The sequence below is a fragment of the Archangium lansingense genome, from assembly GCF_026626635.1.
Lineage (GTDB): Bacteria > Myxococcota > Myxococcia > Myxococcales > Myxococcaceae > Archangium > Archangium lansingense.
In genome coordinates, this window is sequence record NZ_JAPNKA010000001.1 from 6,118,773 (window position 1) to 6,144,287 (window position 25,515).

Consider the following 25,515-nt stretch of genomic DNA (forward strand, 5'->3'; position numbering starts at 1 on the left):
GCCGGGTTTTCGGGAATCCCGTCACTCGGGATGATGCCTGCCCCCCTGGTTTTGGGGGCCGGGGACTACTTCGCGGGCTGGGTGACGCAGGCCTTGCGGGCCTCGGGCTGGCGCTCGAAGACGAACTCGAGGCGGTCACGGCTCTCGCCGGTGGCCTCGTTGAAGAGCGGGGTGCCGCCCGCGTACATGGTGCCCTCGGCGTTGCCGTAGCTGTCCAGCTTGTGCTCCTGGAGCCACCGGTCCACGCAGGCCTCCACCGCGGCCTTGTCGCCACCCTGGGCCGTGGGGCCGGCATCGGTGGGGGCGGTGAGGCTGGCGCCGGAGGAGCCGGTCTGGCCGGCGTCGTTGGCGGAGGGGTTGTCGGCGGGCTGGTTCTCCCCGGTCTTCTTGGGGCAGCCAGTGGCGAGCAGGGCGACGGCGAGGAGGGCGAGCGCGTGTCTCATGAGTCCTCAAGAGGGAAGGAGCGGTGAAGGTGCTTCCGCGCCAGATGCGTGTGTCTGGGTGGCGACGGGGCGGGGCGGGAAGATATTCGTTCGGGTGCGGGGCGGGGCGGCTTTTCGCCAGGCGGGGTTGACGGCGGACGGGGGGCTCGGCGAGGGTCGCGCGCGTGGAACGAGTGGCTTCGGCACGGGTGCTGGTGGTGGGGGCGGGCGGATTGGGCTGTCCGGCCTCGCTGGCGCTCGCGCGCGCGGGCGTGGGACACCTGACGCTGGTGGACCCGGACCGGGTGGACGTGACGAACCTCCACCGGCAGCTCTGGCACCGCACCCCGGACGTGGGCCGGCTCAAGGTGGAGTCGGCGGCGGAGGGGCTGCGGCGCGCCTTCCCGGCCCTGCGGGTGGAGACGCTCGCCGAGCGGGTGGACGATCGCAACGCCGCCTCCTTGTTCCAGGCCCATGACGCGGTGGTGGATGCCACCGACGGTACGTCCACCAAGCTCTTCCTGTCGGACGTGGCGGTGGCCACCGGGGTGCCGCTCGTCTACGGCGGGGTGCTGCGGATGCAGGGGCAGGCGCTGCGCGTGGAGCCCGGCGGGCCCTGCCTGCGCTGCGTGTACGAGGAGCCCCCTTCGCCGGATGCGGTACCCACGTGCGCCCAGGCGGGGGTGCTTGGCTCGATGGCGGGGCTGGTGGGCGCGCTTCAGGCCATGCTGGTTCTGGAGCGGCTGTCGGGCTCGGCCCCGGCGGTGGACGGCACGGCCATACTGCACGTGCTCGACGGCGCCACGCTGCGGGGCCGCCAGGTGCGCGTGCGCCGCGCTCTCGATTGTGAGGGCTGCTCCCGCTCTCGCCCGCCCGTCTTCACCGAGGAGATCGACCGATGCATGCGGTGACCCGGACGTTGGACATCACCCGTGAGGTCTGCCCCATGACGTACGTGCGCACCAAGCTGGCGCTGGAGGCGCTCGACGAGGGCGCGGTGCTGGAGGTGGTGCTGCGGGGGGATGAGCCGCTGAAGAACGTCCCGCGCAATGCCCGCGAGGAGGGCCACGAGGTGCTGTCGCTGGAGCCTCGGGGAGACGGGATGCACCGGTTGCTGCTGCGCAAGCAGGGAGGAGCCTGAGAGATGGCCACGATTCGTATTCCCACCGCCATGCGGAGCCTTACGGGCAACAAGGGCGAGGTCCGCGTCGCAGGCGCCACGGTGGGCGAGGTGCTGAAGAACCTGGAGAAGGCGCACCCGGGAATCGGTCCGCGCGTGTTCGACGAGAAGGGCGCCGTGCGGCGCTACGTCAACGTGTTCCTCAACGACGAGGACATCCGTTTCCTGCAGGAGCTGTCCACGCCGGTGGCGGAGGGAGATCGCATCACGCTCATCCCGGCCATCGCGGGAGGGTAGGGCCATGGCGCTGCGCGAGGAGCAGATCCTCCGCTACTCGAGGCAGATCCTCCTGCGTGAGGTGGGCGGGCGAGGGCAGGAGAAGCTGCTGGCGGGAGGCGTGCGGCTGAAGGCGGCGGGGGCGGCGGGGCTGACGGCCGCGGCGTACGTGGCGGCCGGGGGCACTGCGGTGGAGTCGGGTCCCGAGCCCCTGGGGCCCGGTGCCGAGGGCTTCCTTGTCCAGGCGGGGGAGGTGGGCCGGTCGGGCTCGGAGGTGCTCGAGCGGGTGTTGCCGGAGCTCAACGCGGATGCACTGCCCGCACGTGGTACCGGGCGCCTGGCGGAGCTGCCCGCGGCCTGGGACGGAGAAGGCCCCTGGGTGGCGCTGGGCGGTGATGGGACGCGAGGAGCGATCGTCTTCCGAGGCGCCGATGGGTGTGTCGAGTGTTTCGAGGCCACCACGGCCGCGCTGGGGGCTCTGCCCTCGGGGGCGCTCGGGGTAGGGTTGGGCGCCTTGGGTGCGCTGATCCTCCAGCGGTTGCTGATCGGGCTGGGGCCGGCGCTGGGCGCGTGCGGGTGGGAGGCTCCGGGCCTGCTGACGGACCTGTCGATGAGGCGCTGTGGCAGGTGTGGTTGAGTCCCACAACGTTTCCATGGGAAAACCCGATAATCCCCATTAGCCCCGTTGCGAGCTTCGGACGGGCGCGGCAGGCCCCTCGGGCCGGCGAGGGGCCGCCGCGGTTGTTCCAGGAGCCAGGGTGAGTCCCCCGCTGCCAGAAGACTTGTCGGATGTCATCCGACACCTGGTGGCTTCCTATCCCCGGGAAGGTTGCGGGGTGCTGCTGCGCGCCGGGGACTCAGGGCCCTGGCGAGTCCGCCCCCTGCGCAACGTCCAGGACGAGCTTCATGCCCGAGAGCCTGTGCGTTTTCCTCGTACCTCCCGGACGGCCTATGCCTTCGAGCCGCGGGAGTGGCTCGGCGTCCTGATGGAGGCGGAGGCCCGGGGCGAATACGTGGCCTGTGTATTCCACTCGCATGTGGACGGCGATGCGGACTTTTCCGAGGAGGACCGGCGCCAGGCCACCCCGGACGGAGAGCCCCTGCTTCCGGGGGTTTCCTACCTCGTGATCGCTATCCACTCGGGGTATGTCAGGGATGTGAAAATTTTCTGGTGGGAGTGCGGATTTTTTCGGGGCCTTCGTGTTTTGCTTGACTTTGAGTCGATCCACCCCTCGAAAATCCCTTGAGAAGGCGGGCACTTGGCTGGCTGCCCCCCCTACCTGCGGAAAGGTGGGTGCGAATTGTCAAACGGTGCGTTTTTCGTCTATAACCCCCCCGACTTTTGATCTGCCGCGCTGTTGGGGGGGCACGGATGTAACCCCTTGGAGGCGCAGGGAGTTTGGGACCCGTTATGGCGCAGACGACTGGTTTTACCGTTTGGCTGACCGGCATGTCCGGGACTGGCAAGAGTACGATGGCTGCCTACATCGCGGCCCGGCTCAGACAGGTGGATCGCAACGTGGAGATTCTCGACGAGAACGAGCTCCACGACGATCTCTGGCAGGGAATTGGGGACAGCAAGGACGAGCGCAACACCATCGTCCGCCGGCTGGGGTATGTGGCCGGACTGCTCACGCGTAACAACGTGGCGGTGCTGGTGCCCTGCGTGAGCCCGTACAAGGCGGGGCGCGAGGACAACCGCCGGACGATCGGCCGCTACATTGAAGTGTACGTGGACTGCCCGACCGAGAAGCTGATCGAGCGGGACGGCACGGGCCGCTACAAGAAGGCGCTAGGTGGGGAGATCCCCAACTTCATCGGCATCACCGAGCCGTATGAGCCGCCGGCCTCGGCCGAGGTGGTGATCCACTCGGACTTGGAGAGCGTGGAGGACGGGGCGGGGAAGATCTTCCAGTCGCTGCTGGACCTCGGGTACGTGACGTCCGAGGAGCTGAAGATCATCACCGGCAAGAAGATGAAGGCGCAGCCTCCGACGAAGACCGAGGTGACGCGCGTGTCGTCGGCCACGAAGCCGAGCAAGGCGGCTCTGGCGGCGAAGGCGGCTCCGGCGGCGAAGGCCGCGGCGGGCAAGGGGGCCAAGGCGCGTCCTGCGGCTCGGGCGGCCCGGGTGGCCAAGCCGGCGGCCAAGAAGGCGGCGGCTCCCAAGCGCAAGGCTCGCTAGTCGAGTGGCCTGGGTCCCTCCTGGCGAGGGACCATGGGCCCGAGAGCAGTGAGGACCCCCAGGTTGCGCAGGCAACCCGGGGGTTCTTCGTTTATAGAGGTGCCCCCATGCTGACCCCCGAGCGGATTCAGGCCCTGTGTGATTCCTCCCGCCCCAAGCTGGACGCGATGCGTGCTGCGTTGCGCGTGCACGGCTCGGCGCTGGTGGCGTTCTCGGGAGGGGTGGACTCCACGTTCGTGCTGAAGATCGCGGTGGAGGAACTGGGGGAGCGGGCGTTGGCGCTGACGGCGCTGTCGGCGTCGGTGGCCCCGGAGGAGGAGCAGGAGGCGCGGGAGCTGGCGGCGAAGCTGGGGGCGCGGCACCTGGTGGTATCGAGCGACGAGCTGGCCAACCCGAGCTACGCGGCCAACCCGACGAACCGCTGCTACTTCTGCAAGACGGAGCTGTACGACATCTGCGAGGCGAAGCGGAAGGAGCTGGGGCTGGAGGTGGTGCTGGACGGCTTCAACGCGGACGACTTCAAGGATCACCGGCCGGGGCACCAGGCGGCGAAGGAGCACGCGGTGCAGTCGCCGCTGGCGAAGGCGGGGCTGACGAAGGAGGAGATCCGGGCGTGGAGCCACGCGTTGGGGCTGCCCACGTGGGACAAGCCGCAGATGGCGTGCCTGGCGTCGCGGATTCCGTACGGGACGTCGGTGACGCGGGATCGGCTGTTCCAGATCGCCGGGGCGGAGTCGGAGCTGCGCAAGAGGGGCTTCCGGCAGTTCCGGGTGCGCTACCACGAGGAGATCGCGCGCATCGAGCTGGCGGCGGAGGAGTACGAGCGCTTCCTATCGGCGGAGCTGCGGCGCGACGTGGACAAGGCGATCAAGGCACTGGGCTTCAAGTTCGTGGCCTTGGACCTCGAGCCGTTCCGTTCGGGGCGGATGAACGACGCGGCGGGCATCCAGAGGCCGGCGGACGCCCACCCATTGCCCGTCGTGAGCTGATCCGCGCCTGATCCAACAGGTGATCCCGTGCTGATCCCAGGTTGATCCCCTGGCTGATCCGCGGTTGATCCGCGCCCCCACCTCCCTCGCCCCCCGGGAGAGGGCTGGGGTGAGGGTATCTCGCACCCCAAGTTCCCCTCTGTGAGCGTGGCCGGGATTTGGATCCGTGCGCGGATCGGACGTAGAGCAGAGCCGCTGCGTGCGCGGGGCGCCTGGTGATCCGATTCTGATCCCAGGAGATCCCCACATGATCTGACGGGTGCGGGGATTTTCTTGCGATCCGATGCGTCTGTGAGACCTTGTGCGCACCTGTAGGAGATCACGCACATGGACATGAATCCTCGCCTCACCTCGGTGGTGTTCCGTCTCAACCGCGAGAAGCTCGATGCCCTGAAGGAGCTGTCGCGCTCGACGAGGATCCGCCAGAGCGAGTACCTGCGGGAGGCGATCTCGGATCTGCTGACGAAGTACGAGGATCGCCTGGTCGACTAGGCGGCGACCTCGGAGTCCGTGTCCGCGGAGAGGGAGAAGGGAGGCGCCAGGGGGAGACCCGGGGCGTGGGCCCGCTCCCCAGCGGGAAACGGATCCAAGGTGGGCGGGTAGAGCACCTCCCAGAGCAGGAGCCCCTGAGCGGGGGCCTTGAGCCCTGGGATGGACGTTCCCGAGTCGAGCGCAGCGCGGAAGCGCTCCTCGGAGAGGACACCGGCGGCGGTGAGCAGCGCGGAACCCACGAGGTAGCGCACCTGGTAGCGCCCGAAGCCATCCCCGCGAAGGCGGGCCTCGAAGAGGCCATTGCCCAGCTCGTGGAGGTTGGCGGACTCCAGGGTGCGCGGCTTGCGCAGGCTGGAGTTCTCGTGGAAGGCGCCGAAGTCACGGCAGCCCACGGTGGTGCCGAGCACCTCCGCCACCCGCTCGGGCGTCAACGCACGTCCCTCCATCAGCCGAGGCTCGGCGGTGGTCTCCATGACGAAGGGCCGCCAGGCCTCGGAGACGGTGCCGCCAAGCTGAATACGGTAGCGGTACTCCTTGCCGGCGGCGCTCCATTGGGCGTGGAAGCCCTCGGGGGGGCGCCGGGCGACACACAGTCCGAGATCTGGCGGGAGCTGGGGTGGGAGCCGCTCGGACAGCATCTCCGAGGTGTAGAAGGGCGGCAGCCGGACGCTAACCACCTGCATGCGCGCATGGACGCCGCGGTCGGTGCGGCCAGCGGCCATGACGGGGTAGGGGACACCGGCCTTGCGCAGCGAGTCCTCGAGCGCTTCCTGGACGGTGGAGCCTTCCGGCTGGCGCTGATAGCCACGGAAGTGGGTGCCTCGGTACCAGATCCACAGGGCGGCGGGGAGTCTCTTCACGGGGCGTAGAGGGGGGAGCGAGCAGAGGGAAGTGGAAGGGGCGTTGTGATGACTCGTGCGGCCTGGGATACTTCCTAGCCCATGTCGGCAGCAAAAGACCTCCATGACCCCGAGAGGGAGCAACTCGATTCCCATTGGCTCTACCGCCAGGGGGATCTCGTCCTCGGTCCCCTGACCGGCCACCAACTGGTGGAGAAGCTGTACACAGGAGTGCTGACCGGGAAGACGGAGGTCTCCGCCACCGGCCCGAGCGGCTTCCGCAAGCTCGAGGAGCTGGACGCCTTCAAGCTGCACGTGTCCAAGGCGGCGGCGAAGACGCGAGTGGAGGCGGAGGCCCGGGCGCTGCGTTCGCGCCGCATGCGCCAGGGGCTGCTCGCGGCCTGCGTGGCGGTGGTGGTGCTCGGTGGGCTGGGGGCGGGGGCGTGGCAGATCGCCCGCTACTCGTCGGTGTACCTGCCGGGGGTGGACAAAGAGCTCTCCATCGAGGTGTCCGCGCCGGTCATCACCGTGGCGAAGCGCTCCAGGCCCGAGGAGCTGTTCGAGTACCCCGGCGAGCCGAAGCAGCAGACGTCGGAGCGGCCTCCCAGCAAGCCCACCGAGACGACGACGCCGGACAAGACCGACAAGCCGGAGAAGCTGGCCTCGCTCACGCCGGGGTCGAAGCCGGACCGCCGTCCCACGGGCGGGCGCCCGACGGGCCGGGTGAGCACGGACCCGGACGGCATGTCGACGGAAGTCAACTACGATCAGGCGGCCATCAACCGGGTGGTGAAGCAGAGCCAGGCCACGCTGCATCGGTGCTTCAAGGCGGAGGCCGAGCGCCGTCCGGGCTTCGCCGCCAAGGTGCCGCTCGAGTTCACCATCGGCAATGACGGCCGGGTGGCGCAGCTCTGGGTGGACCACCCTCAGCTCAAGAAGGGCCCGCTCTTCGACTGCCTGCTGGGCGAGATGAAGAAGTGGCCCTTCAAGCCCTACACGGGGGAGCGAGCCACAGTGAACCTGGCGTTCACCATCGGTAAGAAGTGAGGAGGGAGATGTAGGCAGCAGCGAGCCGCTTTTTTGCCCCCCCGGTTTTCCTGCCCGATACAGGGGGGCATGGTGACCGCTGCTGAAATCGACATTGAGAAGAAGGCCGCCTCCGTGCCCCCGGGCACCTTCCGCCACACCGTCCTGGTGGCGGCCAAGCGCTTCAAGTCCACCTGGGCCGAGCTGGGCAAGCTGCTGGTGCAGGTGCGGGACGAGAATCTCTGGGAGTCGTGGGGCTACAACTCCTTCGAGGCCTATGCCCTGAAGGAGCTCCACATCAAGAAGCAGACGGCGCTGAAGCTGACGCGCTCGTTCAGCTTCCTGGCCAAGCATGAGGCCCCCGAGGAGGTGTCCCAGCCGGACTTCCCCCAGAAGGCGCCCCCCTTTGAGGTCATCGAGGTGTTGGCGGACGCGGAGGAGCGCGGCCAGCTCTCGCCGCAGGAGTACCGTTCACTGCGCGACAGTATCTGGAACGCGGAGAAGCCGCCCAATGAACTGAAGAAGGAGTTCGTGGAGCGCTTCCCGAAGCCGCCGCCGGAGCCCCCTCCGGAGAGCCTCCAGGTAAGGAAGCTGGCTCAGCTGGCCCGGAAGCTGGCTGCCGAGGTGTCCGGGTGTCGCCGGGTACCCCATGCCATTGCTGAGCGGGCGGGCACCCTGGCCGAGGACTTGGAGGAACTCGCTTCGGGCGTGAACGACGCCTGAACGGGTGTTACTCAACGCTGACCCCGTCCGGCGGTGCACAGCCCGCCGGGCGACATATCCGAGATGGGCTTCCTGCGGATTCAGCCGGAGCCTATATTTTGTCGGACGGCTGTTCGAGACGTGGGCAGCCAGGCAACTTGGGTGTGGTGATGGTGTCGGCTAGGTAGGCTCCGGGGAACCGGGGTCGGTGAACTCGGAGGCGGCAGTGAAGAAGGAGCACCACGTCAACCTGTCCTGCTCGTTCTGCGGCAAGTCGCAGCGCGAGGTCCGCAAACTCATCGCGGGCCCGACGGTCTACATCTGCGACGAGTGCATCAAGCTCTGTAACGACATCATCGCGGACGAGAACGAGCGCGAGGAGGGCAAGCCGCAGGTCAGCTTGCCGACGCCGATGGAGATCAAGGCGTTCCTCGATGATTACGTCATCGGACAGGACCAGGCGAAGAAGGTCCTCTCCGTTGCCGTCTACAACCACTACAAGCGCATCTACCAGAAGAAGCCGACGGCGCGGCCGCGTCCAGGGATGAAGCCCTCGGGCTCGGAGGACGTGGAGCTGAGCAAGAGCAACATCTTGCTCGTGGGCCCCACGGGTAGCGGCAAGACGCTGCTGGCGCAGTCGCTGGCGCGCTTCCTCAACGTCCCCTTCACCATCGCGGATGCCACCAGCCTCACCGAGGCCGGCTACGTGGGCGAGGACGTGGAGAACATCATCCAGAACCTGCTCCACAACGCGGACTACGACGTGGAGAAGGCAGCGCGGGGCATCGTCTACATCGACGAGATCGACAAGATCGCGCGCAAGGGTGACACGCCGAGCGCCACGCGAGACGTGGGCGGCGAGGGCGTGCAGCAGGCGCTCTTGAAGATCATCGAGGGAACGCGGGCGAATGTGACGCCGCGGGGTGGGAAGAAGTACAACCAGCAGGAGTACGTGCAGGTTGATACGACGAACATCCTGTTCATCTGCGGCGGCGCGTTCCACGGGATCGATGGAGTGATCAAGCGCCGGGTGGGTGAGAAGGGCCTGGGGTTCGGGGCGAAGATCACGCACCGGGAAGAGCGCAGCGTGGGCGAGCTGCTGGCGATGGTGGAGCCAGAGGATCTGATGAAGTTCGGGATGATTCCCGAGTTCATCGGGCGTCTGCCGGTGGTGGCGACGCTGAACGATCTGAAGGAAGAGGATCTGATCACGATCCTCACGCAGCCGAAGAACGCGCTGATCAAGCAGTACCAGAAGCTCTTCGAGATGGAGAAGGTGAAGCTGACCTTCACGAAGGAAGCGCTGAAGGCGATCGCCAAGGAGGCGATGAGGCGCAACTCGGGAGCGCGCGGCCTGCGAGCCATCCTCGAGGACGCGATGCTGGACATCATGTACGACGTGCCGTACCGGGATGGGGTGAAGGAGTGCAAGATCACCGAGACAGTGGTGACCAAGCACGAGCCGCCTCAGCTGGTGATGGAGAAGGAGAAGAAGTCGGCGTAAAGCCCCCTCTCCCTCTGGGAGAGGGCTGGGGTGAGGGTCTACTCTCACCCCGGTCCTGGCCGTGAGAGGGGGGGACATCGCTGTGCCCGACTATCGAGGCAACACCACCATCGTCGGTCTGTTGGAGCGATGTCGCGATCTGCGCCGCTCCTCGACCGATGCCGAATCCCTTCTCTGGAAGCTGCTGCGTGCCCGGCAGTTGGCCGGCTTCAAGTTCCGGCGGCAGCACCAGTTTGGTCCCTACATCCTCGACTTCTTCTGCGCGGAGCGCTCCTTGCGCATCGAGCTCGACGGAGACCAGCACGCGCTTCCCGCAAACGTCGTGCGAGACGCTGGGCGTTCACGGTTTCTCGCGGAGCAGGGCGTGCGGGTGCTGCGCTTCGGCAACCGGGACGTTCTCCTTGAGACCGAGGCCGTGCTGATGCGCCTTTACACGGTGCTCACGGAGTCGGAGGGTCGACCCTCACCCTAACCCTCTCCCAAAGGGAGAGGGGATATTCACGGGCAGCAGTCCTTGTGACGCTACCGGCTTCAGCTCACCCGCACCGTGGTCTTCATTTCGCGGCCGGTGGCGGGATCCCTGGCGCGCATGGTGAGGATGCCTTCCACGTTCACGTCGAAGGTAATCTCCACCTGCACCGAGCCTGCCCGGGCCGGGCGGATCCCCGAGAACGTGAACTCGCCGAGCAGATCGTTCTTCACGACCATCTCGTGGTCGCCCTGGTAGATGCGCATGGCCAGCTCGGTCTGGTTGTCCATGCTCGTGGTGGCCACCACCTGCTTGGCGTTCGGAATCGGCGCATTGCGCGGGAACACCGTATGGAACGCCCCGCCCGCGCGCTCCAGGCCAATCGCCATCGGGATCACGTCCAACAGCTGCAGCCGCAGGCTCGAGTTGTCCTCCAGCGACTTGGCGTACAGCGCCGCGCCCACGGCCACGGCCTCGTCCGGGTGCACGCCCTTGCTCGGCGTCTTGCCGAAGAACTTCGTCAGCCGGTCCTGCACGACGGGCATGCGCGTCTGCCCACCGACCAGCAGCACCTCGTCGATGTCCTTGGTGCTCAGCCCCGAGTCCACCAGCACCCGCGCGACCATCTGGAGCGTGCGATCCACCAGGTGGTTCGTCAGCTTCTCCAGCATCTTGCGCGAGAACTTCATCTCGATGTTCAGCGGCTGGCCCTGCGCCGTCATCGTGATGAACGGGATGTTGAACTGCACCTCGTCGCGCGCGGACAGATCGATCTTCGTGCGCTCGGCCAGGTCCTTGATGCGCTGCATGGCCACGGGATCCGTGGCCAGATCAATCCCCGTCTTCGACGCGAAGTCCGTCAGGACGTGGTGGATGATGGCGTTGTCGAAGTCGATGCCGCCCAGGAAGACATCACCGCCGGTGGCCTTCACCTCGAAGATGCGGTCGCGAATCTCGATGATGGACACGTCGAAGGTGCCACCGCCCAGGTCGTAGACGAGCACCTTCTTGTTGACGCCCTTGCCGGCGCCATAGGCCAGGGCCGCGGCGGTGGGCTCGTTGATGATGCGCACGACCTCGAGGTCGATGAGCTTGCCCGCCTCCTTCACCGTCTGGCGCTGCCGGTCGTTGAAGTACGCCGGCACCGTCACCACCGCGCGCCTGATGGGCGTCTTGAGGTAGTTGGCGGCGACGTCGCGAATCTTGTTGAGGATCTTGGCGCTGATCTCCTGGAGGGAGAACTCCTTCTTGCCCACGTCCAGGACGACGTCGTTCTTCTTGCCGGGGCGCACCGAGTACGCCACGACCTTCTTCATCGAGTCGACGATGTCGCTCTTGAAGTGCCGCCCCACCAGGCGCTTGGAGCCGTAGATGGTGTTCCTCGGGTTGAGCTGCCACTGGCGCTTGGCCTCGTTGCCAATCAGCTCGTTGCCCTTGTCGTCGATCGCAAAGATGGAGGGGATGGTGTACTCGCCGCCCTTGTAGGGGATGAGCTTCACGTTCCCACCGTCCTCGACGATCGCGGCGCACGAGTTGGTCGTGCCGAGGTCGATGCCGATGATGGGATCCTTGTGCATCGCGCGTGGACTCCGAAGAAAGGGGGGCTCGGGGCGAGGGGGAAAAGCCCCGGCTCTTATCAACTCGCGAGGTTAGTGCAACTTCACTGGGGTCGCGAGCGAGAGTAGGCGTCCAGCACCCCGGGGAGCTGAAGCAGGTTCACCCCAGGAGCGTCCAGGAGGCCCTCGGCCGACAGCCCCGAGGACAGGCGCAGGGCCGTCACCTCCAGCGCCACCCCGGTCTGACCGGCCGGGTCCGCAGTGGCCCCTGCCGGAGCATCCGGCACTCGGATGGCTCCTCCACTCGCCTCCAGGGCGAAGAACACCACGTGCCGTCCCTGGGCCCCGGTGAGCGTCACTCGGGCGAGCCCCACGCCCCTTCCGGCCAGAGCGCTCCAGCTGGCCGGAGAGGGAGTAAGGGTCCGGCTCGCAGGTGTGTAGGAGGCGGTGGGGAGGGGCAGGAACCCAGGCATGGAGGCTCGGGTGGGGAGCGAGGGCGCGCGGATGATGCTCCCGCTCACGGACGCCCCCGATGTACTAGAAGTGGCGAAAATCCACACTCCGGGTGTACTCGCCTCTGCGCCTCCGTAGGGGGCCCCACTGCGCAACAGCACTGGCGGCACGGGCCGCGTCCCATCCGGCTGGGCCGCTCCGGCGGTCTGGGAGGCGAGTCCCAGGGGCATGAGTCCCGCCTCAGGCGAGAGCTCCACGGCGGCGACTACGGCGGTGTCGAGCCCGGAGGGCAGGTTGGGGATCACCACCTCGGTGCGGCGGAGCTGCTCGCGACGGGGGCGGTGGGTGAGGCCGGTGAAGCGGCTGTAATCCGGGAGGTCCTCACTGCCCTGGCAGCGCGTGGTGTCCGAGCACAGACCATCCCCATCGAGGTCCGTCGCATCCGGCGCGTAGGGCAGGTGGGTGATGGAGGTGAAGGCCTGGAGCGCGTAGTCCATCGCGCCGCTGTAGGCGAGCAGGTCCGTGGGGCGGAGGCTCGTGGCCTGGGCGAGTGGAAGCTTGCCGGCGAAGGCTACCGCGGTGCGTCGTCCAGCCTGTCCCAGCCCGTAGGAGCGCGACTTGAGCTCCGTGTTGCCCGCCAGCCCGAGGGACGCATACGCCACCAGGCTGCCAGGAGCGGGGATGCGCTGGGTGAGGCCGGGGAGGGGAACGAGGAAGGTCTCCCCGAAGAGGTTGGTGAGATCCACCGTCGTCGGATCCCCAGCGGACAGTACTGAGAAGCCGACCGAGAGCTCACCGGAGGAGTGAACCTCGTTGAAGCTGATGCCCGCGGTGAAGCCGGCGGCGCCGTGGACGGGGTTCTCCTCGAGCGGCAGCAGCACGTCGCGCGCGGACGTGGAGACCACGGAGACCCGATCGTAGCGAGGGAACCCGTCTGCTCGCAGCTCGCCCGAGGCGGCGGAGAAGCTGGCGGTGGCTCCGGTGAAACCAGGGAAGAGGGCCACGCCGGTCGCATCCGTCGTCACCGCGACGGGAGCAGGGCAGGGGCCGGAAGCGGGAGGCGCATCACACCCGAGCACTTCCACGCCAGCGAGTGGGCGCCGGGAGGCCGCATCCACCACGACGAGCCGCCGGCCGCTCTCCAGGACGGGCAGCACGGTGAGGGAGGTCTCCTGGGCGGACACCGCCGCGCCCACGGGCCGAGCCTGCACGCGCACCGTTCCGGCGGACACGGCCGTCACCAGTCCCGAGGACGACACCGTCACCGCGCTGCTGGGCGAGCCGCTCGCATCCAGTGCCGAGAAGCTGCCCTGGGCGAGGGGGAAGCTCGCACCGTCCAGCGTAAAGGCCACCAGCGAGAGCTGCACGGTGTCACCCACCACGAGCGTGGCCGTCCTGGGGCTGAGGGCGATGGAGACGATGTTGGCTGCCGGAGGCGCGGGGCGGCAGGCGCCATCCGTGCAGGCCTCTCCCGAGGCGCAGTCCGAGTGTCCCCGGCAACCGCTCGGCACACACCGGCTCGCCACACAGGTGAAGCCCGAGGCGCACTCCGTGCTGTCCATGCACGCGGCGCTCGGCTGGCAATGCGAATCCCTGCAGTACGCGGTGGCGGAGCAGTTCGTATCCACGAGGCAGCGCGGCAGCTCCTGGCAGATCTTCGTCGCGCAGTCGAAGCCCGGAGGGCAGGTGCCCGAGGTGAACGCCCGGCACTCGGTGTTGGGGCCGCACTCCGCGGTGGACTCGCAGGTCTGGTACTCGAGGCAGCGGCCCGCGGTGGCGCTGGTGCAATACTGGCCCGAGGGGCAGTCGGCCTGCGTGGTGCACCCAGCGCGGGCGCACGTCCCGGCTTCGCAGATGAAGCCCGCGCCGCACAGCTGATCATTCAAGCACTGGCGCAGACAGTCGCCCTGCCGGCAGACGTAGAGCAGCGAGGCCACGCGGGGATCCACCCCCGGCGCGCAGTCCACGGGCTGGACACACGGGGCCTGGCACACGCCCTGAACCACCTCGCAGCGCTGTCCGGCCGGGCAGTCCTCCGCCGAGGTGCACGCGGTGGCCGTCACACACTGGCCCTCGCGGCAGGACTGGTTGGCAGCACAGGCCGCATCCGAGCCGCAAGTGCAGCGGCCCTCCGTGCAGGCGAAGCCCTCGGCGCAGTCGGTGGCTTGGACGCACTCGGGACGAGGGGCGCACGAGCCTCCCGCGCAGACCTGCCGACTTCCGCACTCGGTGTCGTCCAGGCACAGCGGACCACATCCGCCCAGGCGGCATCGGCCTTCCGGACAGTCCGAGTCCGTGTCGCACGGTGTCGTTGAGGTAGGCGGGCAGGCAGAGAGCACTGCCAACAACAGAACGGAAAGAAGTACCCTGGACATCCCGCTCCCCGAGGGGAAAGTTCCGGGGGGTCCGCGCGACATGGCGGCGACCGTCCGGTGTGGTTAGTGGGTTCCTGAACTACAGCACAGAGGAGTCATCCCGTGGAAGCCAAGCGATACCTGCAGGAAGTGGGCGCCCAGGTGTCCGACGACTTCGTCAAGAATCGCTCCATCCTCTCCTTCGAGGAGTACGTCACGCTCTTCATGGGCGATCCACGGGGACAGTCGCGCAATGCGGCCCAATACCTGCGCGACGTGATGGACCATTACGGCACGGAGACGGTGTCACACCCGACGGGGAAGATCCGCCGCTTCAAGGTCTTCGACGTCCCCTCCAGCGAGCGCGATGGCCGGGTCGCGGGCCAGGAGGAGGTACAGAACGCCATCTACCGGCAGCTCGGCAACTTCACGCGCGCCGGCCGCATCAACAAGCTCATCATGCTGCACGGCCCCAACGGCAGCGCGAAGTCCACGCTGGTCAACGCGCTCAAGGCTGGCATGGAGGACTACTCGCGCCAGCCCCAGGGAGCCCTCTACCGCATCAGCTGGATCTTCCCCTCGGAGAAGCTCGTCAAGGGCTCCATCGGATTTGGCGGCGAGCGCGCGGCGGTCGCGGCGGCGGGCGCGGCGGCGGCGGGGGGTGATCTGTCCACCTACGCGCATCTGGACGCCGAGTCCATCGACGTGCGCGTCCCCTGCGAGCTGAGGGATCACCCGCTCTTCGTCGTCCCTCCCGTCGAGCGCCAGCGCCTGCTCGAGGGGGCGCTGAAGAAGAAGGGTCTGGGCAACGGGGACGGGCAGGGCGATAGCGACTTCGTCCTCTCCGACTACCTGGTGCACGGAGAGCTGTGCCACAAGTGCCGGAGCATCTACACGGCGCTGCTGTCCAACTACAAGGGTGACTACCTCCAGGTGCTGCGCCACGTGCGCGTGGAGCGCTTCTACATCTCGCGCCGCTACCAGGTGGGCACGGTGACGGTGGAGCCGCAGATGAGCGTGGACGCCATGTACCAGCAGGTGACGGCGGACCGCACCCAGCTCAATGTCCCGCCCGCGCTTCACAACGTGGCCCTCTTCGAGCCCCATGGCCCGCTGGTGCACGCCAACCGCGGTCTCATCGAGTACTCGGATCTGCTCAAGCGCCCGCTGGAGGCCTTCAAGTACCTGCTGGGCTTCAGCGAGACGTCCCAGGTGCCCCTGGAGCACTTCGTGCTGCAGCTCGACGAGGTGCTCATCGCCTCGTCCAACGAGAAGCACCTGGGGGCCTTCAAGGAGCTGCCGGACTTCGCCTCCTTCAAGGGCCGCATCGAGCTGGTGCGCGTGCCCTACCTGCGCCGCTACCAGCAGGAGCAGCAGGTCTACGACGCTCAAATCACTCCCACCACCGTGGGCAAGCACGTGGCCCCTCACGCCACCGAAGTGGCCGCCATGTGGGCCGTGCTCACGCGCCTCAAGAAGCCCATCCCGGATCGCTACCAGCCCGAGGTGAAGGAGCTGGTGGATCAGGTGACGCCGGTGGAGAAGATGCACCTGTACGAGGAGGGCGTGGTGCCGGACCGGCTCAGCCTCTCGCACGGCAAGGAGCTGCGGAAGCTGCGCACGGACATGTACGAGGAGTCCGACGCCTACCCCAACTACGAGGGTCGCAGCGGCGCCAGTGCCCGAGAGATCAAGACCGCGCTCTTCAACGCCGCGCAGAACGCCGACTACAAGTGCCTCAACGCCCTGGCGGTGATCGAGGAGCTCGAGGCCATCTGCAAGGACAAGAGCGTCTACGAGTTCCTCCTGCAGGAGGTGGTGGACGGCTACCACGATCATGAGGAGTTCGTGCGCGCGGTGGAGGCCGAGTACCTCGACCGGGTGGACGAGGAGGTGCGCGAGTCCATGGGGCTCGTCTCCGAGGGCCAATACCGCGAGCTGGTGGAGCGCTACGTCTACAACGTGAGCCACTGGGTGAAGGGCGAGAAGGTCCGCAACCGGATCACCGGTGCCAATGAGCGCCCGGACGAGCAGCGCATGGCGGAGCTGGAGGCCATCGTCATGCCGCGGGGCGAGGATCCGGGCGAGTACCGCCGTGGACTCATCTCGCAGATCGGCGCGCACAAGCTGGACAACCCGGACGCGGAGATGGACTACCCGCGCATCTTCCCGGACATGTTCCGCCGCCTGCGCGACCACTACTTCGAGGAGCGCAAGCGCGTGCTGCGCCGCAACAAGGAGAACGTCCTCAAGTACCTCTCCGAGGAGCGCGGCTCGCTGTCTTCGCGCGAGCAGACCCAGGTGGAGAGCACCCTCAAGACGATGCACGAGCGCTACGGCTACTGCGAGCACTGCGCCAAGGACGCCATCCTCTTCCTCATGAAGAAGCGCTACGGCTGAGCCTCGGCCGAAGCAGCCGGGCGGACGGGCGCCCGGCGGTCGCGATGCTTTCCGAAAATGCGTTACAGCGGGGATGATGGGGACTCTTTAAAGGTAGAGGGATTTTGTTCCCTCCACCTCCCGCTTCGGAGCGTCGATGAACCGTTTCTCCCTGGGCCTGCCCGCCCTCTTCGCCATGCTCTCCTGCGCCGCGGCCCCGACGCCGCAGCCGGTCTCCGAGATCTCGGGCACCGGTGGTGCGGGCAGCTCGCCAGTGGTGATGCAGCAGGTGGGCGCGCTGACTCCCCGGCTCACGCGCAAGGAGCAGGTGAAGCGGATTCTCCCCCACAACGTCCGGCTCTCCATCCTCGAGGACGGCAAGGCCCGGCGCACCGCCTCGGGCGTGGTCATCGGCAACGAGCAGACGCCCGAGGGGCTCGTCAGCTACGTCATCACCAACGCGCACGCGGTGGAGATGGACGACCTGAAGGAGCCTCACCTCGTGGCCATCGTGGACGAGCGTGCCGACTCCACCGAATACAAGGCCCATGTCGTGGCCACGGGCGTGGTGCCGGACATGGACCTGGCGTTGCTCAAAGTGCCCGGTCTGCCGCTGCGGCCCGCGCAGCTCGCCATGGACTCGGAGCTGGAGCTGGGCGATGACGTGGTGGTCGCCGCCTCGCCCTTCGGCCGAGCCTTGTCGCTCTCCGGCGGCATGGTGTCTCAGGTCGAATGGGACAAGGAGACCAAGCTGCCGCGCATGGTGAAGACGGACGCGGCCATCGGCTACGGAGCCTCCGGCGGCGGCATCTTCAGCCTGGAGTCCGGCAAGCTGCTCGCCATCGTCGAGGGTTATCGCACCGCCAAGGTGGGCTTCGCCGTGGCCGAGCAGAACTTCAGTTTCGACGTGCCCATGCCTGGCGAGACCTTCGCAGCCCCGAGCTCCAAGGTGCGCCTCTTCCTGGAGCAGAAGGGCTTTGCCCGGCTGCTCGGCAACAGCACGACGGCGACGAACCCGGGTACGAGCACCTCGCAGACCGCCAGCCGCTAGCCTCCGCGGGCTTCTGGCCGGAAATTCGACTGCGGGCCCCGCCACGGTACATCCGCCGGAGGAGGGGAGGCACGCATGGGCAACGAGCGGAGCTCGTGGGATCAGTACTTCATGGACATCGCGCGTCAGGTGGCCAGCCGCGCCACCTGCGACAGGAAGCACGTGGGTGCCATCCTGGTGCGCGACAGGACCATCCTCTCCACCGGTTACAACGGCTCCATCCGTGGCCTGCCGCACTGCAGTGACGTGGGCCATATGATGGAAAACGGACACTGTGTGGCCACCGTCCACGCCGAGGCCAACGCCATCATCCAGGCGGCCAAGAACGGCGTGCGGATCGACAGTGAGCGCGACAAACCCACCACGCTCTACACCACCGCCAGCCCCTGCTGGCCGTGCTTCAAGCTGATCGCGAACGCGGGCGTGCACCGCATCGTCTACGGCGAGTTCTACCGTGATCCGCGCATCTTCGAGTACGCGGCCCGGCTGAACATCGAGCTCGTGGGTCCGGGCCCTGCGGAGCAGCCGAGCGAGCGCTGATCGCTTCCCCCCGCACACTGTTGGCTGGTTCACGAATGTGGCGTGGACTCGCTCCTTGGTACGAGTGAATCGTTCTATCGGGGACACCTGAACAGCCGAGTGTCCGACGGTTCGTTGTGGGAATACCTCGCAGCCAGCAAGAATTACCGCCCCAGGGTTGACGGTACTTGGGCGGCTCCCTAAATCCTCGCAGCGACAGGGCGGCGGGTGTGAAGGGCGCCGGTCAATCTCTAGGAGCTTTCGTGATTACCTCCACGGCTGCGAGCAGCAGTGCGCCCTCGGTGCGCGAAGGGGCGGATCCAGTGGTGGATGCTGCACGTTACGGTGCGGTGCCCTCGCTGATGGACAGCCTTCTGCACGATGTGCGCAACCCCTTGAATGCACTCTCCATTCACCTGGAGGTGCTGTCCGAGAAGCTGAAGGGCGAGACGGGTCAGGTGCCCCCCTCGCAGGAGAAGAACCTCAAGGCCATGCGCGAGCAGATCCAGCGCGTGGATGGAACTCTGCGGCGCTTCGCCGAGTTCATCGTGAACCGCCCGGGCGTGCCCGGTGACGCGGACCTGTCCGATACGGTGACGCGCGCTCTAGAGGTGCTGGCGCACGAGAGCCGCAAGCGGCGTCTCCAGGTGCGTCAGGCCATCTCCGCCGGGGTGCGGGCTCGGCTGTCGGACACGGGCGAGCTGGGCTTTCTGGTGGTGCAGACCCTGATGAGGGCCTACGGCCGCTCGGAGCAGGGCGCGGAGGTGCTGGTGGCGGTGCGGACCGAGGAGTCCAGAGCCGTGCTCGAGGTGGTGGAAGCCACCTCCTCTCCCGCGGAGACCACCCCGGAGGCAGCTCTCGCCCTGGGGCTTCGGTGTGCGCAGCTCGGCGTGGATCTGCAGCTTCGCGCAGGGACGTGCCGGCTCTCCTTCCCGCTCGTCTGAGCCAGCGAGTGGTTTTCGAAACCGTTTCTTCACCTGGGTTGTTCTAGAGGTCTGGAGGTTCTCACGTGGGCAGCGCGCGAATTCTGGCCGTGGACGACGAGCGCGATACGTGCGAGGCACTGGCGGAGATGTTGACCGCCTGGGGCCACAAGGTCGAGACCGCGTTCGACGCGCACGACGCTTTGCGCAAGGCGGGCGAGTTCCGCCCGGACGTGGTCCTGTCCGACTTGGCCATGCCGGAGACGGACGGTCTGGGCTTGTTGCGCGCGCTGCGCGATGAGCTGCCGGACTGCCCGGTGGTGCTCCTCACCGGTCATGGCACCATCACCGCCGCGGTGGAGGCCATCCGCGAGGGCGCCTATGACTTCATCGTCAAGCCGCTGGATACCGCGCGGCTGAAGGTCTGCATCGACCGGGCGCTGGAGAAGAAGGAGACGATGCGCGAGGTGCAGGGCCTGCGCCGGCGCCTCAAGCAGCTCGGCTCCTCGGACTTCATCGGCCAGTCGGCGGCCATGCGCAAGGTGTTCGAGCTCATCGAGAAGGTGGCTCCCTCCAAGGCGAGCGTGGCCATCTCCGGTGAGTCCGGTACGGGCAAGGAGGTGGTGGCGCGCTCCATCCACAACCTGTCCCAGCGGCGCGACAAGCCCTTCGTCGCCATCAACTGCGCCTCCATCCCCGCCACGCTGATCGAGTCGGAGATCTTCGGCCACGAGAAGGGCGCCTTCACCGGCGCGGATCAGCGGCGGCCCGGCGTCTTCGAGCTGGCCCACGGCGGCACGCTCTTCCTGGACGAGCTCGGCGAGATTCCCATCGAGCTGCAGGCCAAGCTGCTGCGCGTGCTCGAGGAGGGCCGGCTGCGGCGGCTGGGCGGCAAGGTGGAGCTCGAGGTGGACGTGCGCGTGCTGTGCGCCACCAACCGCGATCTCAAGAAGGAGATCGAGGCCAAGCGCTTCCGCGAGGATCTCTACTTCCGCCTCAACGTCTTCCAGATCCAGCTCCCGCCCCTGCGCGAGCGGCGCGATGACGTCCCCATCCTGGTGCAGCACTTCGTGGAGAAGTTCCGCGGGGACTCGGCCAAGCGTGTGACGGGTGTGCACCCGGACGCGATGGAGACGCTCAAGAACCACGACTGGCCGGGCAACATCCGCGAGCTGCGCAATGCCGTGGAGCGTGCCGTCATCCTCTGCGACGGCGAGCTCATCATGCGCGAGCACCTGCCCCCCGACATGGCGGGCAAGAGCCCCGAGCGCCACACCTTCCGCTTGCCCTACGGGCTGTCGCTCGACGCGGTGGAGCGCGAGTACATTCTCGGGAGCCTCCAGCGGAACGGGAACAACAAGGCTCGGACGGCCGAGGTCCTTGGGGTGAGCGAGAAGACGCTCTACAACAAGCTCAACCGCTATGCGGCCGAGGCCCGCCAGCAGGGCGGCAAGGAGTCCCAGGGGAACACCCTGTCCGGTCACGGCGGTCCCTCTCTGGGTAGCACTCCAGAGATCCGCTGAGCGTCGTCCCACCGCCCCCTACCTACTTCGGCGGAACCTGCCCCGGAACCAACCTCTGCGGTTGGTCCGGCCAGCACTCCTGGTCCACGTCCAGATACCGGGAGAGCGGGCGCCAGGGCGTATGTTCCGTATGAGAGCGAGGCATGACGCGGTGCGCGAAACACAGGGTGGGATAGCCCGTCTTCGCTTGACTCACAGGGTCACTGCGGGCGATCCTCCCGCCACACACACCCACGGGGTAACCGGTGACACAGCTCCCTACTCAGGAGCACCTCCGGTGTGCCCTCTCCACGGTTGTCCAGAACAGGACGGAGACCGGCCACGCCTGTGGGCGTCAAGGAAGGCCACGTTTTCATGAGCGACGCGCGAGTTCTTCACTTCTTCGGCGGCAAGGGCGGGGTGGGCAAGACCACGCTCGCGGCAGCGTATGCGCTGCGGCTCGCGGATGAAGCGCCCAAGGAGAAGGTGCTGCTCGTCTCGTTGGACCCGGTGCGCTCGCTGTCGGATCTGATCCAGAAGAAGCTGTCGGCGAAGCCGGTGCGGGTGGACGAGGACGAGGCCGCCAAGGAGGCCAGGCCGGAGCCGAAGGGCAAGGGCAAGGCGGCGAAGGGCAAGGCGGACGGGGGCGTGTGGGCGATGGAGGTGGAGCCCGCCGCACTGGCCAAGAGCTTCCTGGCCAAATACGTGCCGGCGTTGCAGAAGGCAGCGGTGAAGGGTCAGCACCTGTCGGAGGAGGACCTGGGCAAGCTGTATGGCCAGGCCACGCCGGGGCTGGAGGAGCTACTGGGCCTGCTGCACGTGGCGGAGCTGGCCGAGAGCGGCGAGTTCGAGCGGGTGGTGGTGGACACGGCTCCCACCAGCCACACGCTGCGTCTGTTCGACATGCCGGTAGGGCTGCGCAAGTTCCTGGGCCTGGTGAAGGCGGGGGCGGAGCGGGCGGCTGGCAAGGGCAAGAAGGCGGCGGCGCCCTCGGAGGAGCAGGTGTTCCTCGAGGAGTTCGCGGCGAAGGCGGAGAAGCTGCTGGCGCTGCTGAAGGATCCGGCGCGCTCGGCCTTCCACCTGGTGGCGCTGGCCGAGCCGGTGCCCGAGGCCCAGACGCGCATGTACTTCGCGCAGCTGCGCGAGCGTGGGATTCCGGTGGTCGAAGTAGTTGTCAACCAGGTGGAGGACAAGGAAGGCTGTACGGCCTGCCTGGGCCGCCGCGGGTTGCAAGCGCCTCATGTGCGCAAGTACCAGGCGCTGGACAAGAACGTGCCGGTGCACCTGGTGCTCAAGCGCGAGGTGGCGCCGCAGGGCTTGGAGTTGCTCAAGCCCTTCGCCAAGGAGTGGGCGAGCGGCAAGGAGACGAAGACGATGGAGTTCGCCGCGTCCGAGGGCCCGCCGGCCCTGGTGCGCGCTCCGTCCATGCCGCCCATCGCGGCGCCGCCGCTGCCTCCCACGCGGCTGATCTTCTTCGTGGGGCAGGGCGGGGTAGGGAAGAGCTCGTGCGCGGCTGCCGCGGCGGTGACGCTGACGGAGAAGGAGGGGCCGGTGCTCCTCATCTCCACGGATCCGGCGCACTCGCTGTCGGACGTGCTGCAGAGCCGGCTGACGGACGTGGAGACGCAGGTCAAGGGCACGAAGGGCCTGTACGCGCGCGAGCTGGACATGGCGGGCTGGTTCAGCAACCTGCGCAAGCGCTGGAAGGAGAAGGCGGAGAAGGCCTTCGAGGGCGCGCCGAAGACGGGCAACGACGTGCCGGTGGATCTGCTGCTGTTCCGCAACCTGCTGGACGCGGCGCCTCCGGGCATCGACGAGCTGGCGGCCATGTCGTGCCTGACGGACGCGCTGGTGCAGGAGCGCTTCAAGCGGATCGTCGTGGACGGGGCGCCCATGGTGAACTCCATGCGCGTGGTGGAGCTGGTGGAGACGGCCAAGAGCTGGTTCACGGCGCTGCACGGCGTGCTGTCCAAGTACAAGTCGAAGGGCCTGGGCGATCTGGCCGACGACATGGCGGCGTTCCTCAAGCACATCAAGCGCTTCGAGGATGCGCTGGCCTCGCCCAACGAGTCGCGCTTCGTGGTGGTGACGCGGGGTGAGGACCTGGCGGCGGCGCGCAGCGAGCGGCTGGTGGAGTACCTGAAGGAGCGCAAGCTGCAGGTGGAGCGCGTGCTGGTGAATCGGGTGGGCCCGAAGGCGGACTGCCCGAAGTGCGAGAACCGGCGGAAGAACGAGCTCAACGCGGCGAAGGTGATCGAGAAGAAGATCGGCCTGCCGGTGACGGTGGCGCCCGCGCTGGGCCGTCATCCTGCCGGTCTGCGCGAGCTCAAGGCGTTCCGGACGGCCTGGTACGCCCTGAGCGCCACGGCGAAGACGAAGGCGGCCTGAGGCCAAGGAAGCCTGATCCTGATCCACCCTCACGCATCCCTCCCTCTCCCCTCGGGAGAGGGTCGGGGTGAGGGTATCGAGGACCCCTAGCTGATCCCGTCGTGACGCCGGTCAGGAAGTGCCCCCTCCCTCGTCGTGCTGGAGCGCGTGTCATGCGCCGGATGGCGCTGGCGCTTCGGTCATGGAGGAAAGGCGCATGAGCGACGGAGAGATGGAGCCAGCCCGGCTCGGACAGGTGAGGCTTCCCGACGGCCGGAGGCTGGGTTGGGCGGAGTGGGGTCCCGAGGAGGGCACGCCCGTGCTGCTGTGCTCGGGGGCCGCGACGAGCCGCTGGTTGGGCTTCGGTGGTGACGTCGTCGACCGTCTCGGGATCCGCCTTGTCACCGTGGATCGCCCAGGACTGGGAGCTTCTGATCCCGCGCCAGGGCGGACGCTCGACAACTGGGTGCAGGACGTCCGGCACCTGGCGGAGGCACGTGCGCTGCGCGGAATGGCGCTCGTTGGGTGCTCCCAGGGCGCGCCGTTCGCCCTCGCTTGCGCGGCGGCCGGGAGCGTGACCGGCGTGGCGGTGGTCTCCGGCACCGATGAGCTGGCCAGTCCGGGCTTCAGGGGCCTGCTCGTGCCCGACGTGCGGAAGCTCGTGGACTCCGTGGCAGCCGACCCGGCCGGTGCCGAGGCGTTCTTCCGCGGTTTCGGCAGCGCGGATGCGATGTGGGACATGATCCTCGCCATGAGCGGCGACGTCGATCGCAAGGTCTACACCGTTCCCGCGTTCGCACAGGCCTACCGCCGCGCTCTGACCGAGGCCTTCGCGCAGGGGTCGGCCGGTTACGCGCGCGACACCGTGCTGGCGATGGGCGCCTGGCCGTTCGATCCCGCCAGCATCACCGTCCCAGTGGACCTCTGGTACGGCGCGCAGGACACCAGCCCCGTCCATTCGCCCGATTTCGGTGCCTCCCTGGCCCGGCGGATTCCCACCTCACACAGGCACGTCCTTCCGGAGGCGGGGGGCTCGCTGCTGTGGACCCACGCGGAGGACGTGCTCCGCTCGCTCCTGAAGCGCACGAGTGTCAGGAAGCCTTGACTCACCAGGAGCCCAGCCGAGGGATGCGCGGAAGCACTCGGGGCAGCTGATACCTGAGCCGTTCCGCGAGCTCCTGGGCCGGGTGGAAGCGCTCCTCGCGAGGCCTCAGCGCACCGCGCTCGAGACGCATGGCGAGCGCGGGCCCCGCCAGCATCAAGCAGAGGGCGGGGACGATGCACAGCCCCATGGGGACGAGCGACGCGAAGACCAGCCCGAGAGAGCGGCGGACAGGTGAAGCGGAGATCGCGGGCGAGCGGGCCAGCGTGCCCAGACAGCCCGCGAACACAGCTCCACCGAGTAGCCCCAAGAGCGCGGCCAGCAACCAGCTCGCGCCGCCGAGCGCCGTGCCGAGCACCGGCTCGACGAGCCCTGGAGAGGAGGCCGCGAGCAGGAAGGCGAACAGGAACGGGGTACCCGCCACCATGGCCACCAATCCCCACTGATGCCCCGTGAGTCGCACCATCCCCCGACACCTCCTTGCTGGGAGGGTGGTCAGGGGGCGCTCGGCCGCCAAGTCCCCCGGGAGGGCTCCGGGGGTGGATTCGTCCTAGGCTTCGCACTCGGACGGAGAGTCCAGGAACGTCCCCAACTCCTCGAATTCGAGCACTCCGCGAGCGGTCATCCGGCCCGGGATGGGCTTCTTGCCCGGGAAGGTCAGGGTGATGGTGCGGCCCTTGACGGTGTACGTCCCGGCCTGCTCCTCGGTGCGGGTGGGGTCCTCGATGATCCGCCGCCACAGCACGACGCGCTTGCCTTCAGAGAAGGAGAGCTTCCGGGTGGAGCCATAGACGCCCTCACCGGGGGAGAACCAGGTGATGCGGCGGAGGAGCTCCGGGACATCCGCCTGGCGTGTGGGGGAGCGGCCCAGCAGCTTCTGCCAGCCCAAGGTATCGCGGATGGGATCCAGGTCCGCGTCCTCCTTGGCTCGGGCGAGCCGGCGCGGATCCAACTGGATGGCGGTGTTGAGCCGCTCGAGGATCGTCTGCCGGTGGGCCGAGTAGGGGCAGATCTGCCCTTGCTTGCGCAGCACGCCCAGGGTGGCGGCCACGTTGTATTGGGCGAGGGCGAACTTGGGGTCGGCCTGGGCGGCGGCTTCGAACTTCTCCAGGGCTTCGGGGTACTTACCGGCCTGGTAGAGGCGGAACCCCTCGGTATTGAGGGCGCGGGCCGACTGGGCGAACGAGGGGGCGGCCAGGACGAGGGTGAGCAGCAGGAGCAGGCGGTGCATGACACTCCGACGGAGGGGTGGGAGTGGGGATTCTACGCACCGCGTAACCGGTTGCGC

The 25,515-nt window shown here is 67.9% G+C and carries 25 protein-coding genes; 19 read left to right on the forward strand and 6 right to left on the reverse strand.

Features of this window, described 5'->3' with window-relative positions:
• Positions 1 to 65 precede the first annotated feature (65 nt).
• On the reverse strand, positions 66 to 443 hold the full coding sequence (locus OV287_RS24905; protein ID WP_267536529.1) for a hypothetical protein: 378 nt from the start codon (positions 441 to 443) through the stop codon (positions 66 to 68).
• A gap of 164 nt (positions 444 to 607) precedes the next feature.
• Between OV287_RS24905 and OV287_RS24910 the strand changes: the two genes are divergently transcribed.
• The 8 genes from OV287_RS24910 to OV287_RS24945 all read left to right on the forward strand — a co-directional run bounded on the left by OV287_RS24910 (position 608) and on the right by OV287_RS24945 (position 5,481).
• Positions 608 to 1,333: a HesA/MoeB/ThiF family protein gene (locus tag OV287_RS24910; protein ID WP_267536530.1), complete on the forward strand. Its 726-nt coding sequence runs from the start codon at positions 608 to 610 to the stop codon at positions 1,331 to 1,333.
• Positions 1,321 to 1,563, forward strand: a complete 243-nt coding sequence (locus OV287_RS24915; RefSeq protein ID WP_267536531.1) for a sulfurtransferase TusA family protein — start codon at positions 1,321 to 1,323, stop codon at positions 1,561 to 1,563. The genes OV287_RS24910 and OV287_RS24915 overlap by 13 nt, the downstream gene beginning before the upstream one ends.
• A 3-nt stretch (positions 1,564 to 1,566) precedes the next feature.
• Positions 1,567 to 1,839: a ubiquitin-like small modifier protein 1 gene (locus tag OV287_RS24920; RefSeq protein WP_267536532.1), complete on the forward strand. Its 273-nt coding sequence runs from the start codon at positions 1,567 to 1,569 to the stop codon at positions 1,837 to 1,839.
• A gap of 4 nt (positions 1,840 to 1,843) precedes the next feature.
• Positions 1,844 to 2,455: a ThiF family adenylyltransferase gene (locus OV287_RS24925; protein ID WP_267536533.1), complete on the forward strand. Its 612-nt coding sequence runs from the start codon at positions 1,844 to 1,846 to the stop codon at positions 2,453 to 2,455.
• A 121-nt stretch (positions 2,456 to 2,576) separates the two neighbouring features.
• Positions 2,577 to 3,065 carry a M67 family metallopeptidase gene (locus tag OV287_RS24930; protein WP_267536534.1) on the forward strand — a complete coding sequence of 163 codons (489 nt, stop codon included), beginning with the start codon at positions 2,577 to 2,579 and terminating at the stop codon, positions 3,063 to 3,065.
• Between the two features lie 164 nt (positions 3,066 to 3,229).
• On the forward strand, positions 3,230 to 4,000 hold the full coding sequence (gene cysC, locus OV287_RS24935; RefSeq protein WP_267536535.1) for an adenylyl-sulfate kinase: 771 nt from the start codon (positions 3,230 to 3,232) through the stop codon (positions 3,998 to 4,000).
• A 107-nt stretch (positions 4,001 to 4,107) separates the two neighbouring features.
• Positions 4,108 to 4,989 (forward strand): ATP-dependent sacrificial sulfur transferase LarE, encoded by an 882-nt coding sequence (larE, locus tag OV287_RS24940; RefSeq protein ID WP_267536536.1) that lies wholly within the window; start codon positions 4,108 to 4,110, stop codon positions 4,987 to 4,989.
• Positions 4,990 to 5,316: 327 nt separating this feature from the next.
• Positions 5,317 to 5,481 carry a ribbon-helix-helix domain-containing protein gene (locus OV287_RS24945; RefSeq protein ID WP_073562486.1) on the forward strand — a complete coding sequence of 55 codons (165 nt, stop codon included), beginning with the start codon at positions 5,317 to 5,319 and terminating at the stop codon, positions 5,479 to 5,481.
• Here OV287_RS24945 and OV287_RS24950 read toward each other — a convergent pair.
• Positions 5,478 to 6,341 (reverse strand): tRNA pseudouridine synthase A, encoded by an 864-nt coding sequence (locus OV287_RS24950; protein WP_267536537.1) that lies wholly within the window; start codon positions 6,339 to 6,341, stop codon positions 5,478 to 5,480. The genes OV287_RS24945 and OV287_RS24950 overlap by 4 nt on opposite strands.
• Positions 6,342 to 6,422: 81 nt before the next feature.
• On the opposite strand from OV287_RS24950, the gene OV287_RS24955 reads away from it, so the two are divergent.
• From OV287_RS24955 to OV287_RS24970, 4 genes are all read left to right on the forward strand, one after another.
• Complete coding sequence (locus tag OV287_RS24955) at positions 6,423 to 7,367, forward strand: AgmX/PglI C-terminal domain-containing protein (RefSeq protein ID WP_267536538.1); 945 nt, start codon at positions 6,423 to 6,425, stop codon at positions 7,365 to 7,367.
• A 69-nt stretch (positions 7,368 to 7,436) separates the two neighbouring features.
• Positions 7,437 to 8,069: a hypothetical protein gene (locus tag OV287_RS24960; protein WP_267536539.1), complete on the forward strand. Its 633-nt coding sequence runs from the start codon at positions 7,437 to 7,439 to the stop codon at positions 8,067 to 8,069.
• Between the two features lie 205 nt (positions 8,070 to 8,274).
• Positions 8,275 to 9,552: an ATP-dependent Clp protease ATP-binding subunit ClpX gene (gene clpX / locus OV287_RS24965; protein WP_043395463.1), complete on the forward strand. Its 1,278-nt coding sequence runs from the start codon at positions 8,275 to 8,277 to the stop codon at positions 9,550 to 9,552.
• An 82-nt stretch (positions 9,553 to 9,634) separates the two neighbouring features.
• Positions 9,635 to 10,024, forward strand: coding sequence for an endonuclease domain-containing protein (locus OV287_RS24970; RefSeq protein ID WP_267536540.1), 390 nt, complete (start codon positions 9,635 to 9,637; stop codon positions 10,022 to 10,024).
• Positions 10,025 to 10,083: 59 nt separating this feature from the next.
• Here the strand turns inward: OV287_RS24970 and OV287_RS24975 are convergent, their stop codons facing one another.
• Positions 10,084 to 11,598 carry an Hsp70 family protein gene (locus OV287_RS24975; protein ID WP_267536541.1) on the reverse strand — a complete coding sequence of 505 codons (1,515 nt, stop codon included), beginning with the start codon at positions 11,596 to 11,598 and terminating at the stop codon, positions 10,084 to 10,086.
• An 83-nt stretch (positions 11,599 to 11,681) separates the two neighbouring features.
• On the reverse strand, positions 11,682 to 14,093 hold the full coding sequence (locus OV287_RS24980) for a hypothetical protein (RefSeq protein ID WP_267536542.1): 2,412 nt from the start codon (positions 14,091 to 14,093) through the stop codon (positions 11,682 to 11,684).
• Between the two features lie 414 nt (positions 14,094 to 14,507).
• Between OV287_RS24980 and OV287_RS24985 the strand changes: the two genes are divergently transcribed.
• The 7 genes from OV287_RS24985 (at position 14,508) to OV287_RS25015 (ending at position 24,230) form a co-directional block, all read left to right on the forward strand.
• Positions 14,508 to 16,784, forward strand: a complete 2,277-nt coding sequence (locus OV287_RS24985; protein WP_267536543.1) for a PrkA family serine protein kinase — start codon at positions 14,508 to 14,510, stop codon at positions 16,782 to 16,784.
• Between the two features lie 136 nt (positions 16,785 to 16,920).
• Positions 16,921 to 17,814: a S1C family serine protease gene (locus tag OV287_RS24990; RefSeq protein WP_267536544.1), complete on the forward strand. Its 894-nt coding sequence runs from the start codon at positions 16,921 to 16,923 to the stop codon at positions 17,812 to 17,814.
• Between the two features lie 75 nt (positions 17,815 to 17,889).
• A complete protein-coding gene (locus OV287_RS24995) occupies positions 17,890 to 18,354 on the forward strand; it encodes a deoxycytidylate deaminase (protein WP_267536545.1) in 465 nt (154 codons plus the stop codon).
• 242 nt (positions 18,355 to 18,596) lie between these two features.
• Complete coding sequence (locus tag OV287_RS25000; protein ID WP_267536546.1) at positions 18,597 to 19,277, forward strand: histidine kinase dimerization/phospho-acceptor domain-containing protein; 681 nt, start codon at positions 18,597 to 18,599, stop codon at positions 19,275 to 19,277.
• 65 nt (positions 19,278 to 19,342) lie between these two features.
• Positions 19,343 to 20,779 carry an enhancer binding protein Nla6 gene (gene nla6, locus OV287_RS25005; protein ID WP_267536547.1) on the forward strand — a complete coding sequence of 479 codons (1,437 nt, stop codon included), beginning with the start codon at positions 19,343 to 19,345 and terminating at the stop codon, positions 20,777 to 20,779.
• Positions 20,780 to 21,133: 354 nt separating this feature from the next.
• On the forward strand, positions 21,134 to 23,146 hold the full coding sequence (locus OV287_RS25010) for an ArsA family ATPase (protein ID WP_267536548.1): 2,013 nt from the start codon (positions 21,134 to 21,136) through the stop codon (positions 23,144 to 23,146).
• A gap of 196 nt (positions 23,147 to 23,342) precedes the next feature.
• On the forward strand, positions 23,343 to 24,230 hold the full coding sequence (locus OV287_RS25015; RefSeq protein WP_267536549.1) for an alpha/beta fold hydrolase: 888 nt from the start codon (positions 23,343 to 23,345) through the stop codon (positions 24,228 to 24,230).
• A gap of 1 nt (position 24,231) precedes the next feature.
• On the opposite strand, the gene OV287_RS25020 is transcribed toward OV287_RS25015, so the two are convergent.
• Positions 24,232 to 24,693, reverse strand: a complete 462-nt coding sequence (locus tag OV287_RS25020) for a hypothetical protein (RefSeq protein WP_267536550.1) — start codon at positions 24,691 to 24,693, stop codon at positions 24,232 to 24,234.
• An 84-nt stretch (positions 24,694 to 24,777) separates the two neighbouring features.
• Positions 24,778 to 25,458: a tetratricopeptide repeat protein gene (locus tag OV287_RS25025; RefSeq protein WP_267536551.1), complete on the reverse strand. Its 681-nt coding sequence runs from the start codon at positions 25,456 to 25,458 to the stop codon at positions 24,778 to 24,780.
• Positions 25,459 to 25,515 lie beyond the last annotated feature (57 nt).